The organism is Micromonospora solifontis, from assembly GCF_003725545.1.
GTDB classification, from domain to species: Bacteria; Actinomycetota; Actinomycetes; order Mycobacteriales; family Micromonosporaceae; genus Micromonospora; species Micromonospora solifontis.
Map to the genome: position 1 here is coordinate 13,586 of NZ_RJLN01000063.1, position 17,706 is coordinate 31,291.

At 73.6% G+C, this 17,706-nt stretch carries 17 protein-coding genes and 2 riboswitches; of the genes, 1 reads left to right on the plus strand and 16 read right to left on the minus strand.

Annotated features, from left to right (window positions below):
• Window positions 1–9: 9 nt before the first annotated feature.
• From EFE23_RS19995 to EFE23_RS20010, 4 genes are all read right to left on the minus strand, one after another.
• On the minus strand, window positions 10–474 hold the full coding sequence (locus tag EFE23_RS19995) for an HAD family hydrolase (RefSeq protein ID WP_123242469.1): 465 nt from the start codon (window positions 472–474) through the stop codon (window positions 10–12).
• Window positions 471–1,982 (minus strand): MutS-related protein, encoded by a 1,512-nt coding sequence (locus tag EFE23_RS20000; RefSeq protein WP_123242470.1) that lies wholly within the window; start codon window positions 1,980–1,982, stop codon window positions 471–473. Before EFE23_RS20000 ends, EFE23_RS19995 begins: the two co-directional genes overlap by 4 nt.
• The gene (locus EFE23_RS20005) at window positions 1,979–3,556 is read right to left on the minus strand and encodes a MutS-related protein (protein ID WP_123242471.1); all 1,578 of its coding nucleotides are present in this window, start codon (window positions 3,554–3,556) and stop codon (window positions 1,979–1,981) included. Before EFE23_RS20005 ends, EFE23_RS20000 begins: the two co-directional genes overlap by 4 nt.
• Before the next feature lie 75 nt (window positions 3,557–3,631).
• A riboswitch (Fluoride riboswitch) is annotated at window positions 3,632–3,692 on the minus strand.
• 74 nt (window positions 3,693–3,766) lie between these two features.
• Entirely contained in the window at window positions 3,767–4,603 is an 837-nt protein-coding gene (locus EFE23_RS20010) for an undecaprenyl-diphosphate phosphatase (RefSeq protein ID WP_123242472.1), read from the minus strand.
• A gap of 341 nt (window positions 4,604–4,944) precedes the next feature.
• Here EFE23_RS20010 and EFE23_RS29335 point away from each other — a divergent pair, with 341 nt between their 5' ends.
• The gene (locus tag EFE23_RS29335) at window positions 4,945–5,076 is read left to right on the plus strand and encodes a hypothetical protein (RefSeq protein WP_255421168.1); all 132 of its coding nucleotides are present in this window, start codon (window positions 4,945–4,947) and stop codon (window positions 5,074–5,076) included.
• A gap of 8 nt (window positions 5,077–5,084) precedes the next feature.
• Here the strand turns inward: EFE23_RS29335 and EFE23_RS20015 are convergent, their stop codons facing one another.
• From EFE23_RS20015 to EFE23_RS20070, 12 genes are all read right to left on the minus strand, one after another.
• The gene (locus tag EFE23_RS20015) at window positions 5,085–5,633 is read right to left on the minus strand and encodes a hypothetical protein (protein WP_123242473.1); all 549 of its coding nucleotides are present in this window, start codon (window positions 5,631–5,633) and stop codon (window positions 5,085–5,087) included.
• Window positions 5,630–6,922 carry a DUF58 domain-containing protein gene (locus tag EFE23_RS20020; protein WP_123242474.1) on the minus strand — a complete coding sequence of 431 codons (1,293 nt, stop codon included), beginning with the start codon at window positions 6,920–6,922 and terminating at the stop codon, window positions 5,630–5,632. Before EFE23_RS20020 ends, EFE23_RS20015 begins: the two co-directional genes overlap by 4 nt.
• Window positions 6,919–7,884: an AAA family ATPase gene (locus EFE23_RS20025; RefSeq protein ID WP_123242475.1), complete on the minus strand. Its 966-nt coding sequence runs from the start codon at window positions 7,882–7,884 to the stop codon at window positions 6,919–6,921. The genes EFE23_RS20020 and EFE23_RS20025 overlap by 4 nt, the downstream gene beginning before the upstream one ends.
• Window positions 7,881–8,363 (minus strand): hypothetical protein, encoded by a 483-nt coding sequence (locus EFE23_RS20030; protein WP_123242476.1) that lies wholly within the window; start codon window positions 8,361–8,363, stop codon window positions 7,881–7,883. The genes EFE23_RS20025 and EFE23_RS20030 overlap by 4 nt, the downstream gene beginning before the upstream one ends.
• Entirely contained in the window at window positions 8,360–9,154 is a 795-nt protein-coding gene (locus EFE23_RS20035; protein WP_123242477.1) for a DUF4129 domain-containing protein, read from the minus strand. The genes EFE23_RS20030 and EFE23_RS20035 overlap by 4 nt, the downstream gene beginning before the upstream one ends.
• 271 nt (window positions 9,155–9,425) lie before the next feature.
• Window positions 9,426–9,818 carry a DUF190 domain-containing protein gene (locus tag EFE23_RS20040; protein WP_123242478.1) on the minus strand — a complete coding sequence of 131 codons (393 nt, stop codon included), beginning with the start codon at window positions 9,816–9,818 and terminating at the stop codon, window positions 9,426–9,428.
• 43 nt (window positions 9,819–9,861) lie between these two features.
• Entirely contained in the window at window positions 9,862–11,892 is a 2,031-nt protein-coding gene (locus EFE23_RS20045) for a proton-conducting transporter transmembrane domain-containing protein (RefSeq protein WP_123242479.1), read from the minus strand.
• A complete protein-coding gene (locus EFE23_RS20050) occupies window positions 11,889–12,680 on the minus strand; it encodes an NADH-quinone oxidoreductase subunit B family protein (RefSeq protein WP_123242480.1) in 792 nt (263 codons plus the stop codon). The genes EFE23_RS20045 and EFE23_RS20050 overlap by 4 nt, the downstream gene beginning before the upstream one ends.
• A 40-nt stretch (window positions 12,681–12,720) precedes the next feature.
• Window positions 12,721–14,199: a hydrogenase large subunit gene (locus tag EFE23_RS20055; protein WP_123242481.1), complete on the minus strand. Its 1,479-nt coding sequence runs from the start codon at window positions 14,197–14,199 to the stop codon at window positions 12,721–12,723.
• Window positions 14,196–15,656: a proton-conducting transporter transmembrane domain-containing protein gene (locus EFE23_RS20060; protein ID WP_123242482.1), complete on the minus strand. Its 1,461-nt coding sequence runs from the start codon at window positions 15,654–15,656 to the stop codon at window positions 14,196–14,198. The genes EFE23_RS20055 and EFE23_RS20060 overlap by 4 nt, the downstream gene beginning before the upstream one ends.
• A gap of 4 nt (window positions 15,657–15,660) precedes the next feature.
• Window positions 15,661–16,332 (minus strand): hydrogenase, encoded by a 672-nt coding sequence (locus EFE23_RS20065; RefSeq protein ID WP_123242483.1) that lies wholly within the window; start codon window positions 16,330–16,332, stop codon window positions 15,661–15,663.
• Entirely contained in the window at window positions 16,332–17,306 is a 975-nt protein-coding gene (locus EFE23_RS20070; protein WP_123242485.1) for a respiratory chain complex I subunit 1 family protein, read from the minus strand. The genes EFE23_RS20065 and EFE23_RS20070 overlap by 1 nt, the downstream gene beginning before the upstream one ends.
• A gap of 41 nt (window positions 17,307–17,347) precedes the next feature.
• Window positions 17,348–17,416, minus strand: a riboswitch (Fluoride riboswitch).
• Between the last annotated feature and the right edge of the window lie 290 nt (window positions 17,417–17,706).

The following is a 17,706-nucleotide window of genomic DNA, read 5'->3' on the forward strand; positions in this document are numbered from 1 at the left end:
GGCGGTGGGTCAGGGCCGCAGGGTCGCCGCCAGCGCCCGCTCGTCGGCCAGCAGGTCCAGGGCGACCAGCGCGGACGGGCAGACCACGTCGGCGGCGAGCAGCGCGCGCGGGCTGCTGCCCTCCGGGCCGAGCACGGCGATGCCCAGCGCCACGGTGCGCAGCAGCGCCTCGTCGTTCGCGCCATTGCCGACCGCCGCGCATGCCGCCGGGCCGAGCCGGTCGGCGACCGCGGCCTTGTCGGCGCCGGCGGCGACCCGCTCCAGTCCGACGCCGAGCTGCCGGGCCACCTCGGTGGCGGTGCCGTAGGTGTCCGCGGTGAGCAGCCGTACCGACAGCCGGTTCCGCAGCCGGCGCACCCGCTCGGCGATCCCGGGCAGCAGGAGACCGTGCCGGGTCAGCGTGCCGTTGACGTCCAGCAGCAGGTGCTCCAGCCGACGGACCGGACGGCCGGGCACCTCCAGCAGCACCGTCATGACGTCGCCGCGCCCGGCGCCGCACCGAAGATGCGCCGGTAGAGGTCGACCCCGTGGCTGGTCGGCTCCGGCGCGCCCGGCCGGAGGACGAAGGTGCGCCGCCCGTCGTCGCGCCGTTCGGCACGCAGGAACAACGCCCGGCCCGGCGGATCCTGCGCCAGGCCGTGCGCCAGCTCGTACAGGTGGGTCACGCACACCACCTGGACGCCCCGGTCGACCAGGGCGCGGATGATCTGCTGGCCGATCTCGGCGCCCTCGCGTTCGTTGGTCGCGGCGAAGCTCTCGTTGAGCAGCACCACACCACCTTCGCGCAGCTGGGCGGCGATCTGCGCCATCCGGGTCAGCTCCTCGTCCAGCTTGCCGCTGTCCATGCCGGCGTCCTCCTCCCGCCGGAAGTGGGTGAACACGCCGGTGCCCACGGCGATCCGCAGCGACCGTGCCGGGGCGAACATGCCGCACCCGGCCATCAGCCAGGCCACCCCGAGCCCGCGCAGCAGGGTGGACTTTCCGCCCTGGTTGGCGCCGGTGATCACGACCAGGCCGGCCCCGGCGGCGTCGATGTCGTTGCCGACGGCCCGGCCGTCGCCCAGGCGCAGGCTCAACGCCGGGTCGTAGAGCCCTTCCGCCACCAGACCCGGGCCGCCCGTCGGCAGGGGAGTGGGCCAGCACACCGGCTCGCCCTTGGCCCGCAGGTCCTCGTACAGGTTGAGACAGCCGACGTAGAAGGCCAGCTCGGTGCGCAGCGCGGTGAAGAAGCCCCGGATGTGGTCGGCGGATTCGGCCAGCGCGGTCGCCGCCGCCGCGATGCCCCGGTCACGCAGGTCGCCCAACGCCTGCGCGCCGGCCTCGTCGCGTTCGGGCAGCCGCCAGGTGTACGTCTCCGGTCCGCCGCCGGTCAACCGCTCCCACCACCCCGGCTGCTCACCCGACCGGCGCAGGACCAGATCCACCCCGCGGGCGCCGGCGCCGAGGCGCGCGTCGAGCAGCACCCCCCGGGGAAAGTCCAGCTCCCGGGTGTACGCCTCGATCCGGTCGAGGTAGTCGTCGTCCAGTTCGTCGGCCAGACGGGCGAAGAACGCGGTGAACCCGTCGGAGCGGAACGTGTGGGCGTGCCGGTCGGCGAGCCGGCGCACCTGCCGCAGCTTCGTGACGAAGTCGGCGACCGCCCGCACGGCGTCGTGCAGCACCAGGTGCGGCGTGGGATGCAGGTAGCCCAGGACGTCCCTCCTGCGGCCCTCGACGGCCTCCGACGCCACCGCGTACAGGCCGCGGATCACGTCCGGGTGGCGCAGGCAGTCGGCGAGGACCTCCTGCCGGTAGGTGATGTCCTCGATCTCGGTGAGCCCGGACAGCACCGCGGGCGGTACCGTCTCGGCCACGACCGTGTCGCCGCGGCTCATCGCCTCGAACAGCACCGGCAGGTGCAGATCCCGGATCACGTGGTCGGCCGTCGGCGGCAGCGGCGCCGGCTCGAACTCCGGCTTGCGGTGCATCAGCGCTACCTTCATCGTCCGATCCGCTCCCTCAGCTGCTGGTAGGTGAGGCCGTACCGTTCGGCGAGGGTGAGCGCGTACGACCGGCCGTCCGCCGGCCGACGCACCAGCCGGTAGGTGCGGTGGCTCGGGTCGTCGGGCGCGACGGTGCCGACCATGCTGACCGTGGCCGCGTCGAGGCGGGACAGCTCGTCGAGGAACGTCACGCACACGCCCACCATGTCCCGGTCGATGACCTGCCGGAGCACCTCGGTGCTGAGGTGCAGCGCGTCCCGGGCGGTGGTGGAGGTGAAGATCTCATTCATGATCAGCAGGCTGTCGGGGGTGGCCCGGCGCAGGATGTCGTGGATGCGCAGCAGGTCGTCCTCGAGCTTGCCGTGCAGGTCGGTGGCGTGTTCCTCCCGTTCGAAGTGGGTGAACACCTCGTCGCAGAGTTTCAGCCGGGCCACCCGTCCGGGCACCGGGCAGCCGAGCCGGGCGAGGTGGTGCAGTTGGCCGACCATCCGCGCGTACGTGGTCTTGCCGCCCTGGTTGGGTCCGGTGACCACCAGGATCCGTTCCGGCCCGTCCAGGTCGACGTCGTTGCCGACCACCGGCCGGCCGTCGGCGACGAGCTTGTCCGCCAGCGCCATGTCGAACGCGTCGACCACGTGGAGGCGTTTGTCGTCGGCGGAGACCTCGGGCAGGCAGAACGGCAGCCCGGCGTCGCGCAACGTGGCGACGTGCCCGGCGACGGCGAGGTAGAACTGCGCCTCCCGGTCAACGTCGACCAGCACCGGGTCGAGGAAGTCGGCATGCCGGTCGGGAAAGTCCGCCAGGCGGGCGAAGGTGTCCGGGAACAGCTTCGCCACCAGGCCCGTGATCGCGGCCTCGACGTGGTTCATGCCGTTGGTGTCGCGCACGTTCATGCGGTGGTCGCCGACCGGGCCCTGCCGAAATCGGGAGAAGGCCTCCAGCACCTCGGTGGTGTAGTCCGGCTGCTCGGCGTACCGGGCCACCCGCACCCGGTCGCCGTGGATGTGCATGGTGTAGCGGACCTCGCCGAGTGCCCGCAGCAGGTCGTCGACGTCGTGTGCCAGCGCCGCGAAGCCGGCCGAGTTCCGGTAGGCGCCCAGGTGACCGCGCAGGCCACGCAGGGCCCGGGACGTCGCGGGGAAATTGTCGAGGGCGTCGGCGGCCTCGGTGACGGTGCTCCGGTACCGGGCGGCGGCCTGGGCGAACCACCACTGCCGTGGCACCCGGTAGCGCTCACGGGAGGACTGAGCCAGGGCTGAGCGCACCGACCGCATTCCCTCGCCGAACGCCGCGAGCGCGGCGTGCACCGGCTCTGCGGCCAGGTCGGCGAACACCTCGTGGCGGTAGGCGATCGCGTCGAGGTCCCGCAGAGGGGTGTGAAAGATCGCGGCCAGCCGGTACCCGTCCCGGCCGCGCAGGATCGACGCGACGAGCTGGTCCAGATTCAGGTCGGGGAAGCATCGCGGTGCCGGTGCGTCGTCGACCGTCGCCAGGTCCCGCTGGTCGAGGAACAGGATGCTGTGGAAGTTCCCACCGTCGGCCTGGCCGGTGGTTGCCGCTGGTCGGTCGGTCATCCGCACCTCCGGTCGCAACGCGAGACCGGCGGGCGCAGGCCTCGGCACCAGACGGCCGGACCTGGTCCGGTCCGACCCGGGGTAGAGGCCATCAGCGCACAGGCGGTTGACGGCGAGCCTCATCGCCTGCGCCCCAGCAAGCCGGGGCACGGTTCGAGCCTACCCCGGCCGACCCGCTGCCGCTCGATGCCGGCGAGCGGCGGGCGGCGCTCAGGAGTGCAGCGCCCCGGTGCCGAGCAGGGCGAACAGCGCGGCCGCGACCACGAGGCGGTAGACCACGAAGGTGGTGAACGAGTGCCGGGCGATGAACCGCAGCAGCCAGGCGATCGACGCGTACGCCACCACGAACGACACCACCGTGCCGATCACCAGCGGCCACACCCCGACGGTGCCGCCGGCGGCGTCCTTCAGCTCGTAGATCCCGGCGCCGGTCAGCGCCGGGATCGACAGGAAGAATGACAGCCGGGTCGCGGCCACCCGGTCCAGGTCGCGCAGCAGCCCGACGGACATCGTCGCCCCGGAGCGGGAGAATCCGGCGAACAGCAGCGCCAGGATCTGTGAGGCGCCGACGAGCATCGCGTCGACCAGCGTCACGTCCGCCTCGCCGCGCGCGTGTCGGCCTCTACGGTCGGCGAGCCACATGATCAGGCTGCCGACGACGAGTGAGGCCGCCACCACCCACAACGACGCCAGCGGTCCGTCGATCAGCGGCTTGGCGAGCAGGCCGACCACCACCACCGGCAGCGTGGCATAGAGGATCCACCAGGCGAACCGGTAGTCGTGGGACGCCCGTAGCCCTGGGTTGAACAGGCCACGCCACCACGCGGTGAGGAAGCGGACGATGTCGGTGAAGAAGTAGACCAGGACCGCAGCGATCGCCCCGATCTGGATCACGGCGGTGAATCCGACGACCGACGGATCGGTCACCGGCACACCCAGCAACCCTTCGGTGATCTTCAGGTGGCCGGTGGATGAGATGGGCAGGAACTCGGTGACGCCCTCCACCACCCCGAGCAGGACGGCGTCCAGCGGACTGATCACGCTCACCGGCGCGCACCTCGGGCACCAGACGTCATACGGTCATGCATTCGCACAGCTTTCTCCCACCAGCGGAATCCACGTCACCGGTAGGGACCGTTGGTGGCACCGCCACGGGCTTCCCGGACCGGATCCGGGCCGGCGGGCCCCACCGCCGAGGGACGGTTGCGCGTCCCGCACCGCACCCTAGCCGACGCCGGATCTCCGTGTGCGATGCGGGTGCTGCCCTTGATCGCTTCTCACCGATGGATCAGAACCGGCGGTGCTCACTCGGCGCGGAGACGCCACGGTTGCCGCATGGCGGTCCACCGAAGGGGTAGGGGCTGTATCGGCCAAATGCGGACCTGATCATGTCCCTTGCGGGAGAATTCCGGCTGCACGACCTGGCCGTCGAGCATTTTGGCTACCTGTTCGCCATCCTTCTAATGGCGCTGGTCTGCGGGGGCCTCTATCTCGCCTTCAAACGCCGGAACTGGTTGTGAACCATCGGTCACCGGCGACCGGACGAGTCCGACGGATGTCGCACCGCGACGAGCAAGGCCGCGACAGCCGCCGCCAGCCCGGCCAGGACCAGTGGCAGCAGCGGCATGGCCGGCAGCAGGGCGGCCACCGCCACGGTCCCGGTCGCCGCCGCCGCCACGCTCCACCGACTGCCGGCCCGCCGCAGATACGCCCGGGAACCATGGTCTGCGCACGCGCCGGCGGGGCCGTCGTCGACGACCAGCAGATAGCCGGCGAGCAGCAGCCCTTCAACCACCGCCAGGCCCACCGCGGCGACTCCGGTCAGGCGCGTCAGTGCCCACGCCGTGGCCCCCATCAGGTGCGCCCCGGTGAGGGTGGCGGCCGTCCCACCACCGGCCCGGGCCGCGAGAAGCGCCGCCGCCGTACCGGTCGCGAGGAGCAGCCGGGCCGGTGCGGGGGCTGACGCGGTGGCGAGGAGCAGGCCGGCCACCGCCAGTCCCACCGCCGGCAGGCCGCGGGCACTGACCCGGCCGCCCGGCGCCGCAGCCCCGGGACGCCGCCGGGGCAGCGGCGTCATGGTCGTACTCCGGTCGGGTGATGGGCCCGCAGTACGGCCAGCCGTTCGCCCGCCAGGCCGAGGTCGGCGGCGGGCGCGACCACGATCCCGAGCCGGGCCAGCCGGCGGTGCAGCGCGGCGCGGTCCAGCCGCCACAGCCGCAACGCCAGCTCACCGGTGCGGCCCCGCGCCGGCGGCTCGTCGCCGAGGACGTCGAGCACCACCGGCGTCAAGGCGCGCTCCTGCAGCTGGGTGAGGACATCCAGCACCCGTTCGTCCAGCAGCGGGCTGCAGAGCACGACCAGCGCGCCGGGAGGCAACGCCGTGCCCGGCACCCGCCGCAGGTCCGGGTCGACCACTCCGTAGGCGTCGCGGGCCCGCATCAGCAGGTCCACGATCCGCGGCAGCTGGGCGCGGCCGAGGCCGGCCGGCACGGTCAGCGGTGCGCCGGCGCCCAGCAGCATGGCACCGACCCGGTCGCCGGCGCGCAGGTATCCGGCGGCCAGGCCGGCCGCGCCGCGGACCGCGGTGTCGAGGCTGCTGCGTGGCGGTTGGCCCACGTCGGAGTACGCGTCCAGGCAGATCACCACGTCGGCGAGGTGCTCGGCGTGCCGGGAGGTGACCTGCAGGCGGCCACGTCGGGCGGACGCCGCCGCGTGCACCAGACGGGCGGGATCACCGGCCTGGTACGGGCGCAGCTCGGCGAACTCCGTCCCGCTGCCGAGCGTGCCGGCGACGTGGTCGCCGGCCAGGCGGGGCAGTCGCCACGGGCGGGGCAGGTACGCCCAGGCGGGCAGGTTCGGACTGACGATCAGCTCTGGCAGCGACACCTGGGCCACCGCGCGCCGGGTGCCGCCGGCCGCGTACGCGGTGATCTCGAGGTGGCCGACGGGCCAGCGACCCCAGCGGGCCGGTCGCAGCGGGTAGCGTGCCTCGATCCGGTCGGTCGCGCGGGCCCGCCAGACGTCGGGGGTCAGGGGCGCGGCCAGCGGCAGCAGGGGCCGCAGCCGCACCGCCAGCAGGTCGACCGGCGCCGGAACGGTGACGGCGACGGTGACCGTCAGCTCCTGGCCTTCCACCGCCCGGCCGGTGCCGGCGCCGGCGGCCACCGTCACGGTCGGCGGTGGCGTCCGGCGCGACGCGGCGGCCAGCAGGGCCAGCGGCGCCGCGGCGAGGATGACCAGCTCGGCCCGGCGCAGCGCCAGGGCGGTGAGGAGGGCGAGGAGGGCGATGGTGCCGGCGCGGGCGGCGGCCGGCGCCGGACCCCACGCCAGCGGGGCGTCCGCGGTGCTGGTCGGCGCGTGGTTCACGGCCGGCTCCCGGTGCGGGGCACCGGCAGGGAGTCGAGGATCCGGGTCACGATCTCCTCGGCGGTGACGCGGCGGACCCACATCTCCGGGCGCAGGGTCAACCGGTGCGCCAGGGTCGGCACGGCAAGCTCCTTGAGGTCGTGCGGGGTCACGTAGTCGCGTCCGCGCAGCACGGCCTGGGCGCGGGCGAGTTGCAGCAGCGCCAGGCCACCGCGAGGGCTGGCGCCGACCGCGACCGAGGCGTGCGTGCGGGTGGCGGCCAGCAGGTCGACCAGGTAGCCGAGCAGGTCGGTGTCGACGGTGACCCGGTCGGCGGCGGCGCGCAGCGCCAGCAGGTCGGCCGGGGTGGCGACCTGGTCGACGCGCACCTGCGACGGGGCGGTGGCGACTCGGCGGGCCAGCAGCGCGATCTCTTGCTGCCGCGGCAGGTAGCCGATGCGTACTCGCAGCAGGAACCGGTCCAGCTGGGCTTCGGGAAGCGGGTAGGTGCCCTCGTACTCGATCGGGTTGTCGGTGGCCAGCACCACGAACGGGTCGGGCAGCGGGCGGGTGTGCCCGTCGACGGTGACCTGCCGCTCCGCCATGGCTTCCAGCAGCGCCGCCTGGGTTTTCGGCGGGGTGCGGTTGATCTCGTCGGCGAGCAGCAGGTTGGCGAAGACCGGCCCGGGCCGGAAGGTCAGTTCGGCGGTGCGTGGGTCGTAGACGGTGGCCCCGAGCAGGTCGGTGGGCAGCAGGTCCGGGGTGAACTGCACCCGGGTGCAGTCCAGCCCGGTGGCCGCGGCCAGGGACCGGGCGATCAAGGTCTTGCCCAGGCCCGGCAGGTCCTCGATGAGGATGTGCCCGCCGGCCACGATGCCCTGCAGCACCGACTCGACGACGTCCCGCTTGCCGACCACGACCCGGCTGACCTCGTCGAGGATCCGCTGGGCCGTGGCGGCCGTCGGCGCGGTCGTGGTGGTCATCGCTCCTCCAGCATGGTGATCAGGTCGTCGAGGGTCCGCTGGTCGACGCCCTCGTCGCGGCTGGGCGCGGCGTCCGGGGCGAGCAGTGCCCAATGGCGTGCTCCAACGAGCGTCCGGGCGGCGTCCGGGTCGGTGTTCAGGTCGATGCCGTGCCGTTCGGCCAGCCGCTGGGCCAGCAGTTGCCGGATCAGTCGCCGGGCGCCGTAGTCGAACTGCCGGCCGCTCACCTGCGCCCAGGCCACCATCGAGTCGATCGCCTCGAACCGGTGGAACCGGGGGCTGGGGCGGGAGGGGCGGGGTGCCGCGGCGGCGGGTGGTGGGGTGACCGGCAGGAAGACGGCCCGGATGGCGACGAGCGTCAGGCCGGCGCCGAGCGCGGCACCGACCACCAGTCCGGCGGTGCCGAGCAGCAGGCCGGCGCCGGTCGCTGCCAGTACGGCGACCGCACCGGTCACGGCGATCGCGGTGGTGGGCCTCATGGCCCGTCCGCCCGGTCCGGCCGGTCGGCATCGGCGGCGAGTTCGGCCCGGACGGCAGCCAGCGCCTCGGCCGCCGCCCGGCGCTGGGCGTCGGTGAAGGGGTGACGGCTGTACCGGGCCTCGACGAACAGCGCCGCCAGTCGTCCCGCCGCCGGCCCGGTCAGCAGCCCGGCCGCGATGGCCCGGTGGAGCACCTGTTCGGGGGTGTCGGCCGGGCGGGGAGCGGCCTCGGTGGTGCGCAACGTCCGCTCCATCGCGGTGTAGCAGGCGATGACGGCGGCCCGGGCGTCCGCCGGATCCGCCGCGGCGATCTCCTGCGCCGCGGCGCCGATCACGGTTGCCAACCGCTCCCGGTCCGGTGGCTCCTCGGCCGGTACCGGCGGGTTGCCCGCCCGCCGCAGGGCGATGGCCGCCGCCAGGCCGGCGGCGACGGCCAGCAGCACCGGTACGACCGCGATCAGCCAGCCGGGCGTGGGCCAGGCGGGGGAGGTGAGCGTCGGCGCGTCGGGTCGGCCCGCCGACGGCGCGCTGGTCGTGGGGACTTCCGGGGCGGGCGTGGTGGCGGGTAGCGGATGCGGGGCGACGATGCCGGGCCACAGCAGCGCCACGGACGCGGCCAGCAGCGCCACCACGATGACGGCTGGCCAGCCGGCGGGTGCCGGCGAGCGGGTCGGCGCGTGGTCGGCCTCGTCGGGCCGGCGCCGGCGGTGGGCGTGCGCCAGCAGCCCGACGACGGCGAGGACCAGCGCGCCGATCAGCGCGACGGTGACCGCGGTGACCACCGCGGACACGACGCGTCCGTGCCCGGCAAGTGGACCACGAACGGACAGCCGCACCACCGCGAGGCTGCGTACCCCGATGGCCGTGACAGTGAGCAGACCGGCCACCGTGCCCACCCGAGCTGCCGGCGGGAGGGCCGGCCGGCCTGCTGTCGCGGGGTCGGGAACGGCGGAGCGGGGCATGGCGGCCTCCTACCTTGTGACCAGGTAGGGACCGTTGGCGGCTGTCCGCAATGGTCGGCGAGCCCCTCCGCCGTGCACCTCCCAGGGTAGCGCGGGCCGGTCAGGGCTCGCTGGTCTGCTGCCACCGCCGTCGCAGCCCGTCGGCCGCGGGCCGCTGCCGGGGCGCGGCGACGTAGCGGATGACCTCGACGTCGTCGAGGAGGACGACTCCCTTGTGCAGTATCTCGTCCAGAGTGGGAAGGAACTGGGCGATGCGCTGGTGATCGTCGACGATGACGATGACGGCCGGCAGGTGCTCGCCGAGGGCGAACAGGTGGGCGGCGTGGATGGTGGACCCGGCGGCGAAGCCTTCGATCCCGCGCAGCACGGTGGCCCCGGCCAGACCCTGCCGGTGGGCGCGGTGCACGATCTCGACGTACAGCGGCCGGTGGTGCCACTGGTCGGCTTCGTCCACCACGATCGTGAGCCGCTGCGCGCTGCCCTGCAGGTGCATGTCCCCACCTCCGCTCATCCGGCGCCGGCCGCCGGTCTGCCTGTCACACGGTCGCGGCCACGACGGCCAGGACGGCGACGAGGGCGATCAACATGTAGGCGAGGTACGCGTCCAGCCGGCCGGACTGCAGCCGTTTGACCAGGCGTACCGCGATCATCGTGGGCCGCCGCAGCGGCCGGTACAGATACTCCTCCACCACCTCGACGATGTCGGTGGCGTAGCCCAGATGGCTGCCGGCGGCGCCGCGTGTCTCGTCGCCGGCCCGCCCGCCGGTGGCCGCCTCCACCTCCGCCAGTTCGTTGCGGGTCAGCAGCAGCGCGGCCAGGATCTTCCGGGTGGGGTGCGAGTAGCCGAACGGGGTGTACTGGTCGGCGCCCTCCACCCCGGCGGTGGCCGAACGCCAGGCGGGAACGCGCCGCACCCGCGTCAGCCCGCCTTTGGACAGGGTCCAAAGGCCGAGCAGGGCGGCGGCGAACAGCACGGGCATCATGATCCACAGCCAGGACGGGGAGAGGATGGAGAAGTCCGGGTAGACCGGCTGCAGCACCCAGGGTGATTTCAGCGCTCCGAGGGTGACGTCGGCGGGCACGACCGGGGTCAGTCCGGCGGCCAGGACGCGGATCTCGGCCGGCGTGGCGGCGGCCACGGCCAGGCAGCCGGCGGCCAGCGTCAGCAGACCGGCCCGCCCGGCGACGCCGGCCTCGCGGCCCGTCCGGCGGGCGGCGACGGGGGAGCCGAGGACGGTGAAGCCGAGCACCCGCACGAACGCCACCCCGGCGAAGCCCGCGGTGAGCGCGACCAGCGCCCCGGCGACCGCCAGCGCCAGCCGGGTCGGCAGGGGGTCGACGCGGAACTGCTGGGCGATGGCCTCCAGCAGGAACCACTCCGACACGAACCCGACGGTCGGCGGCAGGCCGGCCAGTGTCAGCGCGCCCACCGCCAGGGCGGTGCCGCTGTACGGCATCCGGCGCGCCACCCCGCGCAGCCGTTCCATGTCGTCGGTGCCGTGCGCGGAGCCGATGACCCCGGCGGCGGCGAACAGCGCCGACTTGGCGATGGCGTGGGCGACCACCTGCAGGCTGGCCGCCAGGAGCCCGACCGCGGTCAGGGCCGGCTGGCGCAGGTCCAGGCCGATCAGGGCGATCGCGTACCCGACGATGATCAGGCCGGCGTTCTCGATGCTGGAGTAGGCGATGACCCGGTGCAGGCGCTGCTGCACGGTGGCGTGCGCGATGCCGCCGAGCGCGGTCACGCCGCCGACGATCAGCAGCACCAGCGGCAGCCAGCCAGGCGGCGGACCGAGCAGGGCGGCGGTGCGCCACAGGCCGTAGAAGCCGACGTTGACCGCGACGCCCGCCATGAGTGCCCGCACCGGTCCGGGCGCGGCGGCGTAGCCGGGCGGCATCCAGATCTGGCCCGGGATCAGGCCCACCTTGACCGCGAACCCGGCGACGAGCAGCACGTACGCGGCGGCTCCGGCGTGCCCGTGCAGGACTTGCAGGCCGGGCAGGTGGAACGTGCCGGCGCGTGCCGCGGCCAGCAGCAGCCCGAGCATGGCCAGCTGGCCGCTGGCCTTGCCGAACACCAGGGTCAGCAGGCTCGGCGCGACCGTGTCGGTCCGCCGGCGGTAGGCGGTGACCAGGTAGAAGGCCAGGGTAAGGCTCTCCCAGCCGAACAGGAAGACGAACACGTGGTCGGCGGTGAGGATCAGCGCCGTGGCGCCGAGCAGCAGGGCGGTGGCCGCGCCGAGTCCGCCGGCGTCGGCCCGGCGCGCACGGGCCCAGTCGGCGGCTGTCGCGCAGACGGGCGTGGCGACGGCGAACGACAGCAGCAGGAACAGCCCGGACAGCCGGTCGGCGGTCAGGGCGGCGGGGCCGAGCCCGACCCAGCCGTCCAGACCCAACCGGGCCGGGTGCCCGCCGACAGCCATCGCACCGACCAGCGCCAGGTCGGCGCTGGCCACCCCGCACAGGGCGGAGGGCAGCCACGGCGCTCGCCGCCGCGGCGCCGCCAGCAGGTCAGTGGCGGCGGCGACCGTGAGCACGGCGAAGGCGGCGGCGAGCAGCGCGTTCATCGTCGTACCCCCGCGTCGGTCGGTGCCCTGCCCAGGGCGAGCAGGATGGCGTGCAGCAGCGTGAAGGGGCTGGCCGGGTTGCCGGGTGCCCACACGTCGACCGGCAGCGTGTCGCCCACTCCGGGCAGGGTGGCGTAGGAGCCGGCGAACAGTCCGCCGCTGATCGCATCGGTGCCGGCGGCGATGACCACGATCGGGCGGGGCATCGCGTCGAGGGTGCGCCGCAGTGGCTCGGTCATGCCGCGCGCTCCGGCGCCGGTGACCAGCAGCAGGTCCGCGTGCCGTGGGCTGGCGGTGAGGAAGATGCCCAGCCGGGCGACGTCGTAGACCGGGTTGAACAGCGCGTTCACCTCCCACTCGTCGCTGCCGTCGGAGCCGGCGTCGACGTGGCGCACGTGCACCGACCGGCGGAGGCGCCGTACCCGGGCGGCCAGCGCGGCGCGCAGCGCGGCCAGGCTCTCGTCGGTCTCGGTGCTCTCGGGCACCACGAGGGTGCCGCGGTGGGCGGTGGCGGTGGCCGCGCCGGGCTGCCAGGCGAACAGGTCGGGACGGGCCCGGACGCAGGCGCCGCAGAGGATGCAGCGGCCGCGGTCGACGAACAGCCGCCCGTCCGGGGCGGCCTGAATGGCGCCGGTCGGGCACCCGTCGGCGACCTGCTCGGCGTCCGGCTGGCGCCCGGCGTCGGTGACCGCGACTGCGGCGGGGAAGCTGTTCTGGTACGGGTCGGGCCGGGCTGGGTAGCGGGTGGTGAGCACCCCGTTGCGCAGGCCGCGTAGCAGCCACATCATGATGCCGCCTCCCGTCTGCGCGCACGCGCGCGCTCGCCGGTCACAGCGCCACCCCCGCGATCGACAGGCCGAAGCTGGCTTCGACGAAGGGGAAGTCGGTGAGGATGTCGCCGGTGAAGACCTCGCCGAACAGGGCGAGGTTGTGAAAGGACGCCGAGCGGGGCGCGCAGCGGGTGATCCGTCCGCCGGTGACGTGCACGGCGTAGAGCACCTCGCCCTGCGCCGCCTCGGCCCACCCGATGCCCCGCCCGTCGTCGGGTGTGCAGGGGGCCGCCAGCGGGCCGGTGGTGTCCAGTCTGTCGGCGGCGGCGCGGATCAGCCGGAACGACTCGTCGATCTCGCGGACCCGCACGCGCAGTCGGGCCAGCGCGTCACCGGTGTCGACATCATCGACCATGGCCGGGCCCAGTAGGGGGTAGGCGTCGTAGCCGCGGCTGACCCGGTCGTCGTCGCGGCATCCGCTGGCCCGGCCGACCGGGCCCAGCGCCCCGTGCTCGTCGGCCCGCGCCGGCGGTAGCGGCCCGGTGCCGCGCAGCCGGTCCAGGAACGACGAGGTGACCAGCAGCAGCCTCAGGTCCGGGTCGAGTGCTGCCCGGATGCGGTCCAGTTCGGCGCCCAGGGCGGTGTGGGACAGCCGCGGTGGGCCGGACACCCCGCCGGGGATCACCACGCCGCGGCCGAAGCGGCTACCGCACAACCGGCCGACCAGACGCAGGATGCGTTCCTTGTGCCAGCCGAAGCGGGCCACCGCGACTCCCAGTCCGGCGGCGTCGCACAGCCGCAGCACCACGTCCAGGTGGTTGGCGATCCGTTCCAGTTCGGCGTGCAACACGCGGATGAGCCCGGCCGCGGGCGGCACCGGCACGCCGCACAGCGCCTCGACGGCGTGGGCGTAGGCGAGGGCGTGCGCGACGGTGGCGACGCCCTCGACGCGTTCGGCGACCAGCAGCCCGCCGGCCAAGTCCAGGCCCTCGAAGCGTTTCTCCACGCCGCGGTGCTTGTAGTAGGGCCGGATCTGCAGATGCGGTATGTCCTCGCCGGGGGTTTCGACGAGATACTCCACCGATTCCATCACCCCGGAGCGGACCGGGCCGTGCGGGATGGTGCACAGTCCGGTGCCGAGCACGCGGCGGGCGAGGACGTGGTCGTCGGGGTCGAGCGCGGCCGGGCAGGGTGCGCCGCCCGGCCGGGGGCGGGTCGCGTCGTCGGGCAGCGGCAGGATCAGCGGGTCCAGCCGGGGGTGGCCGTCGGGGATCGTCCCGAACAGGTCGTGGATGACGCGCTCGTACCAGAACGCCGCCGGCAGCCGCGGGGTCAGCGCCGGGTAGCGTGCCGCCGGGGCGAGCGCGTCGACGGCGTCGATGCCGCCGCCCGGGGTCGCCATGAGCGCGGTCAGTCGCAGGTGGGACGCGTCGACCGCGGTGGCGTACAGCCCGGCGAACCGCCGTCCGGCGTCCCGGCCGGCGCGCAGCCGCTCGGCGAGGGCGGTAGGGCTCGTTTCGGTCCAGGACGTGGTCATGGCGCCCCCTGGAGTTGCGCGGCGGCGTGCGTCAACAGGTCGGCCAGTGGGCCTGGCAGATACAGGCCGAGGAGCAGCAGTACGGCGAGGCCGGCCACCATCGGAGCCACCATCCACGCCGACACCTCCCCGCGGACCAGTTCCCCGGCCGGGTCCGGTGGCGGATCGGGCGAGAAGATCATGCGGGTGGTGGCCGCGGACAGGCCGAGAAACGCGACGGTGACCAGGGCGACCAGGGCCACGGCGGCGACGTTGCGGGAGGCCTGCACGCCGCCGGCGACGATTGCGAACTCGCTGCGGAAGATCCCGAACGGTGGCATCGCCGCCAGGGCGAGGATGGCGAGCAGGAACAGCGGGGCGCTCCAGGGCAGGACGCCTCGGGCGCCGCGGATGCGGCTGAGCCGCTTTGCCCCGTACTTGCGCACCAGCACCCCGGCGCCGAAGAACGCGTTTCCCTTGGCCGCCGCGTGGGCGAGGACATGCAGCATGGCCCCGAACAGCGCCAGCGGGGCGCCGAAGCTGACGGCGATGGCCAGGATGCCCATGTGCTCGACCGATGAGTAGGCGAGCATTCGTTTGATGTCGTGCTGGTCGAGCAGGTACAGCGCCGCGAGTGCCAGCGACCCGACCCCGAAGATCAGCAGTACGGTCTGCGGGAAGCGCGGCCCGAGCGTGGCCACCGCGATCTGGTGGAAGCGCAGCACGGCGTAGAAGCTGGTCGCCAGCAGCGACCCGGACAGCACCGCCGAGATCGGGGTAGGTGCCTCGGAGTGGGCGTCGGGCAGCCAGGTGTGCACCGGAAACAGCCCCACCTTGGTGCCGAAGCCCAGCACGGCCAGCACGAACGCCAGGCGCACCGCCGTGTGCGGCAACTCGGGGGCGGCGGCCAGCAGCGGCGGGAACGCCAGGTCGTAGGAGTTGCCCAGCACGGTGGAACCCGCGTAGTAGAGGAAGATCGTGGCGAGCAGGGCGATGCCCAGCCCGGCCGAGGCCAGCAGCAGATACTTCCAGGACGCCTCGACGGCGCCGTCGGTGTCCTCGATGGCCACCAGCAGCGCGGAGACCACGGTGGTGATCTCGATGGCGATCCACAGCAGCGCCAGGCCGTTGACCGCCGGCGCGCACAGCATCGACCAGGCGAACACGTTGAGGCCGAGGTAGAAGCGGCGGAGGTAGGCCTCCGAGTGCCCGCCGTGCAGGTAGCCGATGGCGTAGCCCGCGGTGGCCGGATACAGGAAGCCGGTGGCCAGCAGGAACACCGCCGACAGCGCGTCGACGCGCAGGAACCCGACCTGCACGCCGGGCCCGACCGCCGCCGGGACCAGCGCCAGGGTCAGCGCGAAGCAGACCAGCCCGGCCCCCAGGCTGGCGGCCTTGACCGCACGCACCGGCGCGAACGCCGCCAGCGCCGCCGGGACCAGCGGTACGAGCACCAGGGCCACGAGCACGGCCGACATGTCCTCACCCCCGCAACCGGTTCAGCGCCGCGGTGGACAGCGACGCCGTTCGCACGTGGTGCACCCGCATCAGCACCCCGAACACCACCACGGCCACCAGCAGGTCGAACAGGAACGCCACCTCGAGGATCAACGGCAGTTCGGCCGCCACGACCAGACTGGCCAGGGAGACCCCGTTCTCCAGCGAGAAGAACCCGATGGCCTGCGACACCACGTCGCGGCGCACCGCCATCAGCACGAAGGCGATCAGCACCACGCCGATCGACACGGACAGGGCGGTGGTCGGCAGCACCGCGCTGGGCAGGTGCAGCACGCCGATGGTGAAGAACCCGAAACCGGCCACCACGATCGACACCAGCACCGCCGACGCGGTGCCGAGGGTGGCGGAGCCGGCGATCTCCTCGCTGGTGTCGTGCATCAACCGCAGCACCACCAGCGGCACGACGACCACCTTCAGCGCGAACGACAGCACCGCCAGCACGTACAGTTCGGGCAGGTGGTGGGTGGCGGCGACCACCGCCGCCAGGACGGACACCACCAGCGACTGTGCGGCGTACAGACGGACCTGGTCGCGCAGCAGTGCCTGCCGCAGCATCCAGAACTCCAGGAGCAGGACCAGGACGGCGATCACGTTCGCGGTGCCGGCGAAGACGCCGGGCGCCGGCGCGGGATGCATCAGCCACCTCCCAGGTAGAGGGTGAGCACCGCCAGGACGGCGAGCAGGAACGCGGCCGCCACGAAATCTGTGATCTTGAACAGGCGCAGCTTCGCGAACGAGTTGTCGATCAACGTCACGCCAGCGCCAACGAGGCTCGCCTTGACCAGCAGCGCCACGACGGCCAGCCCCACCGCCGCGAGTGCGGGGGTCGCGGCCAGCCCCCACGGGGCGAGGAACACATTGATCAGGATGGTGTAGAGGATCAGCTGCTTCATCGCCGAACCCCAGCGGAGTGCGGCGAAGTACGGCCCGGAGTGCTCGAAGCCCCGGGCCTCCTCGATCATCCCGAACTCGTTGGTGCCGGTGTGGGTCTCCACCGGGATCCGGCCGGTCTCGGCGAGGATCACCATGAACAGCGCGCCCGCGGCCAACAGGTGCGCCGGCCGGATCACCTGGGTGATGTCGGAGCGCACCGTCGCCGCCATCGCGTACGGCAGGTCCGTGGCGGTGACCAGCGCGACCGAGAGCACCACGAACAGCACCACCGGTTCGGTGATCGCCGCGAAGGTCTTCGCCCGGCTCGACCCGAGCTGGGCGTACGGGCCGCCGGACTCGGCCGCCGCCACCGCGACCGCGAATCCCGCGAGCGAGAGGATGAACCCGCCGCCCAGGATGTCGGCCATGTAACCCAGTGGTAGCGGAAACGCGGTCAGCACCGGGATGAGCAGCGGCACCGTCAGGTAGCAGGCCAGGGCCAGCAGTGGTGCCACGAGGAAGAAACCGCTAGCGCCCTCCGGCGCGAGGGACTCCTTCGCGAACAGCTTCGCCAGATCGAAGTACGGCTGCATCACCCGCGGACCGCGCCGGCCCTGCAGCCGCGCCTCCACCCGGGCGATGACGCCGCTGATGCCGGGAGCCGCGAGCAGGATGGTGAAGACCTGGGCCGCCTGCACGAGCGGGATCGGGAGGATCGGGCTTGCCGCTCCGCTCATCGGCGCCTCCCACCATCGCTCCGGCATCAGCCTTCAATCGACAGTTGGTAGAGGCCATCAGCGGAGTGGATCTTTCCGCGGTTTCGGCGAGCCCCATCGCCTGACCTCAGGATGGCACGCCTGGTTCGGGGTCGCAACCACGGAACGGCGCGGACGCGGGTGGGCGCTCGTCCGACTTTCGGCTCCGCTGAATCCCTTGTTTCGCTCGGCCGATGCCAGATGGCGGGCGGTTGGCTGCACCACGTCGCGGGCTCTGCCGTGGGCAGGTGGCGCTCCGGGCCGGTCGGGCTGCTGCTTTCCGCTGCCCGGTCGGTCATTCGTACCTCGCGGCCGCGAGCGGGACCGGCGCGGCGCAGGCCTCGATTCCGGGCTCGGGTCCGTGCCCTGCGCCGTCACCGGT

Excerpts from the sequence above, each read along its gene's own strand:
- EFE23_RS19995 (WP_123242469.1), bottom strand. The coding sequence starts at position 474 with ATGACGGTGCTGCTGGAGGTGCCCGGCCGTCCGGTCCGTCGGCTGGAG.
- EFE23_RS20000 (WP_123242470.1), bottom strand. The coding sequence starts at position 1,982 with ATGAAGGTAGCGCTGATGCACCGCAAGCCGGAGTTCGAGCCGGCGCCG.
- EFE23_RS20005 (WP_123242471.1), bottom strand. The coding sequence starts at position 3,556 with ATGACCGACCGACCAGCGGCAACCACCGGCCAGGCCGACGGTGGGAAC.
- EFE23_RS29335 (WP_255421168.1), top strand. The coding sequence starts at position 4,945 with ATGTCCCTTGCGGGAGAATTCCGGCTGCACGACCTGGCCGTCGAGCAT.
- EFE23_RS20015 (WP_123242473.1), bottom strand. The coding sequence starts at position 5,633 with ATGACGCCGCTGCCCCGGCGGCGTCCCGGGGCTGCGGCGCCGGGCGGC.
- EFE23_RS20025 (WP_123242475.1), bottom strand. The coding sequence starts at position 7,884 with ATGACCACCACGACCGCGCCGACGGCCGCCACGGCCCAGCGGATCCTC.
- EFE23_RS20030 (WP_123242476.1), bottom strand. The coding sequence starts at position 8,363 with ATGAGGCCCACCACCGCGATCGCCGTGACCGGTGCGGTCGCCGTACTG.
- EFE23_RS20040 (WP_123242478.1), bottom strand. The coding sequence starts at position 9,818 with ATGCACCTGCAGGGCAGCGCGCAGCGGCTCACGATCGTGGTGGACGAA.
- EFE23_RS20045 (WP_123242479.1), bottom strand. The coding sequence starts at position 11,892 with ATGAACGCGCTGCTCGCCGCCGCCTTCGCCGTGCTCACGGTCGCCGCC.
- EFE23_RS20050 (WP_123242480.1), bottom strand. The coding sequence starts at position 12,680 with ATGATGTGGCTGCTACGCGGCCTGCGCAACGGGGTGCTCACCACCCGC.
- EFE23_RS20055 (WP_123242481.1), bottom strand. The coding sequence starts at position 14,199 with ATGACCACGTCCTGGACCGAAACGAGCCCTACCGCCCTCGCCGAGCGG.
- EFE23_RS20060 (WP_123242482.1), bottom strand. The coding sequence starts at position 15,656 with ATGTCGGCCGTGCTCGTGGCCCTGGTGCTCGTACCGCTGGTCCCGGCG.
- EFE23_RS20065 (WP_123242483.1), bottom strand. The coding sequence starts at position 16,332 with ATGCATCCCGCGCCGGCGCCCGGCGTCTTCGCCGGCACCGCGAACGTG.
- EFE23_RS20070 (WP_123242485.1), bottom strand. The coding sequence starts at position 17,306 with ATGAGCGGAGCGGCAAGCCCGATCCTCCCGATCCCGCTCGTGCAGGCG.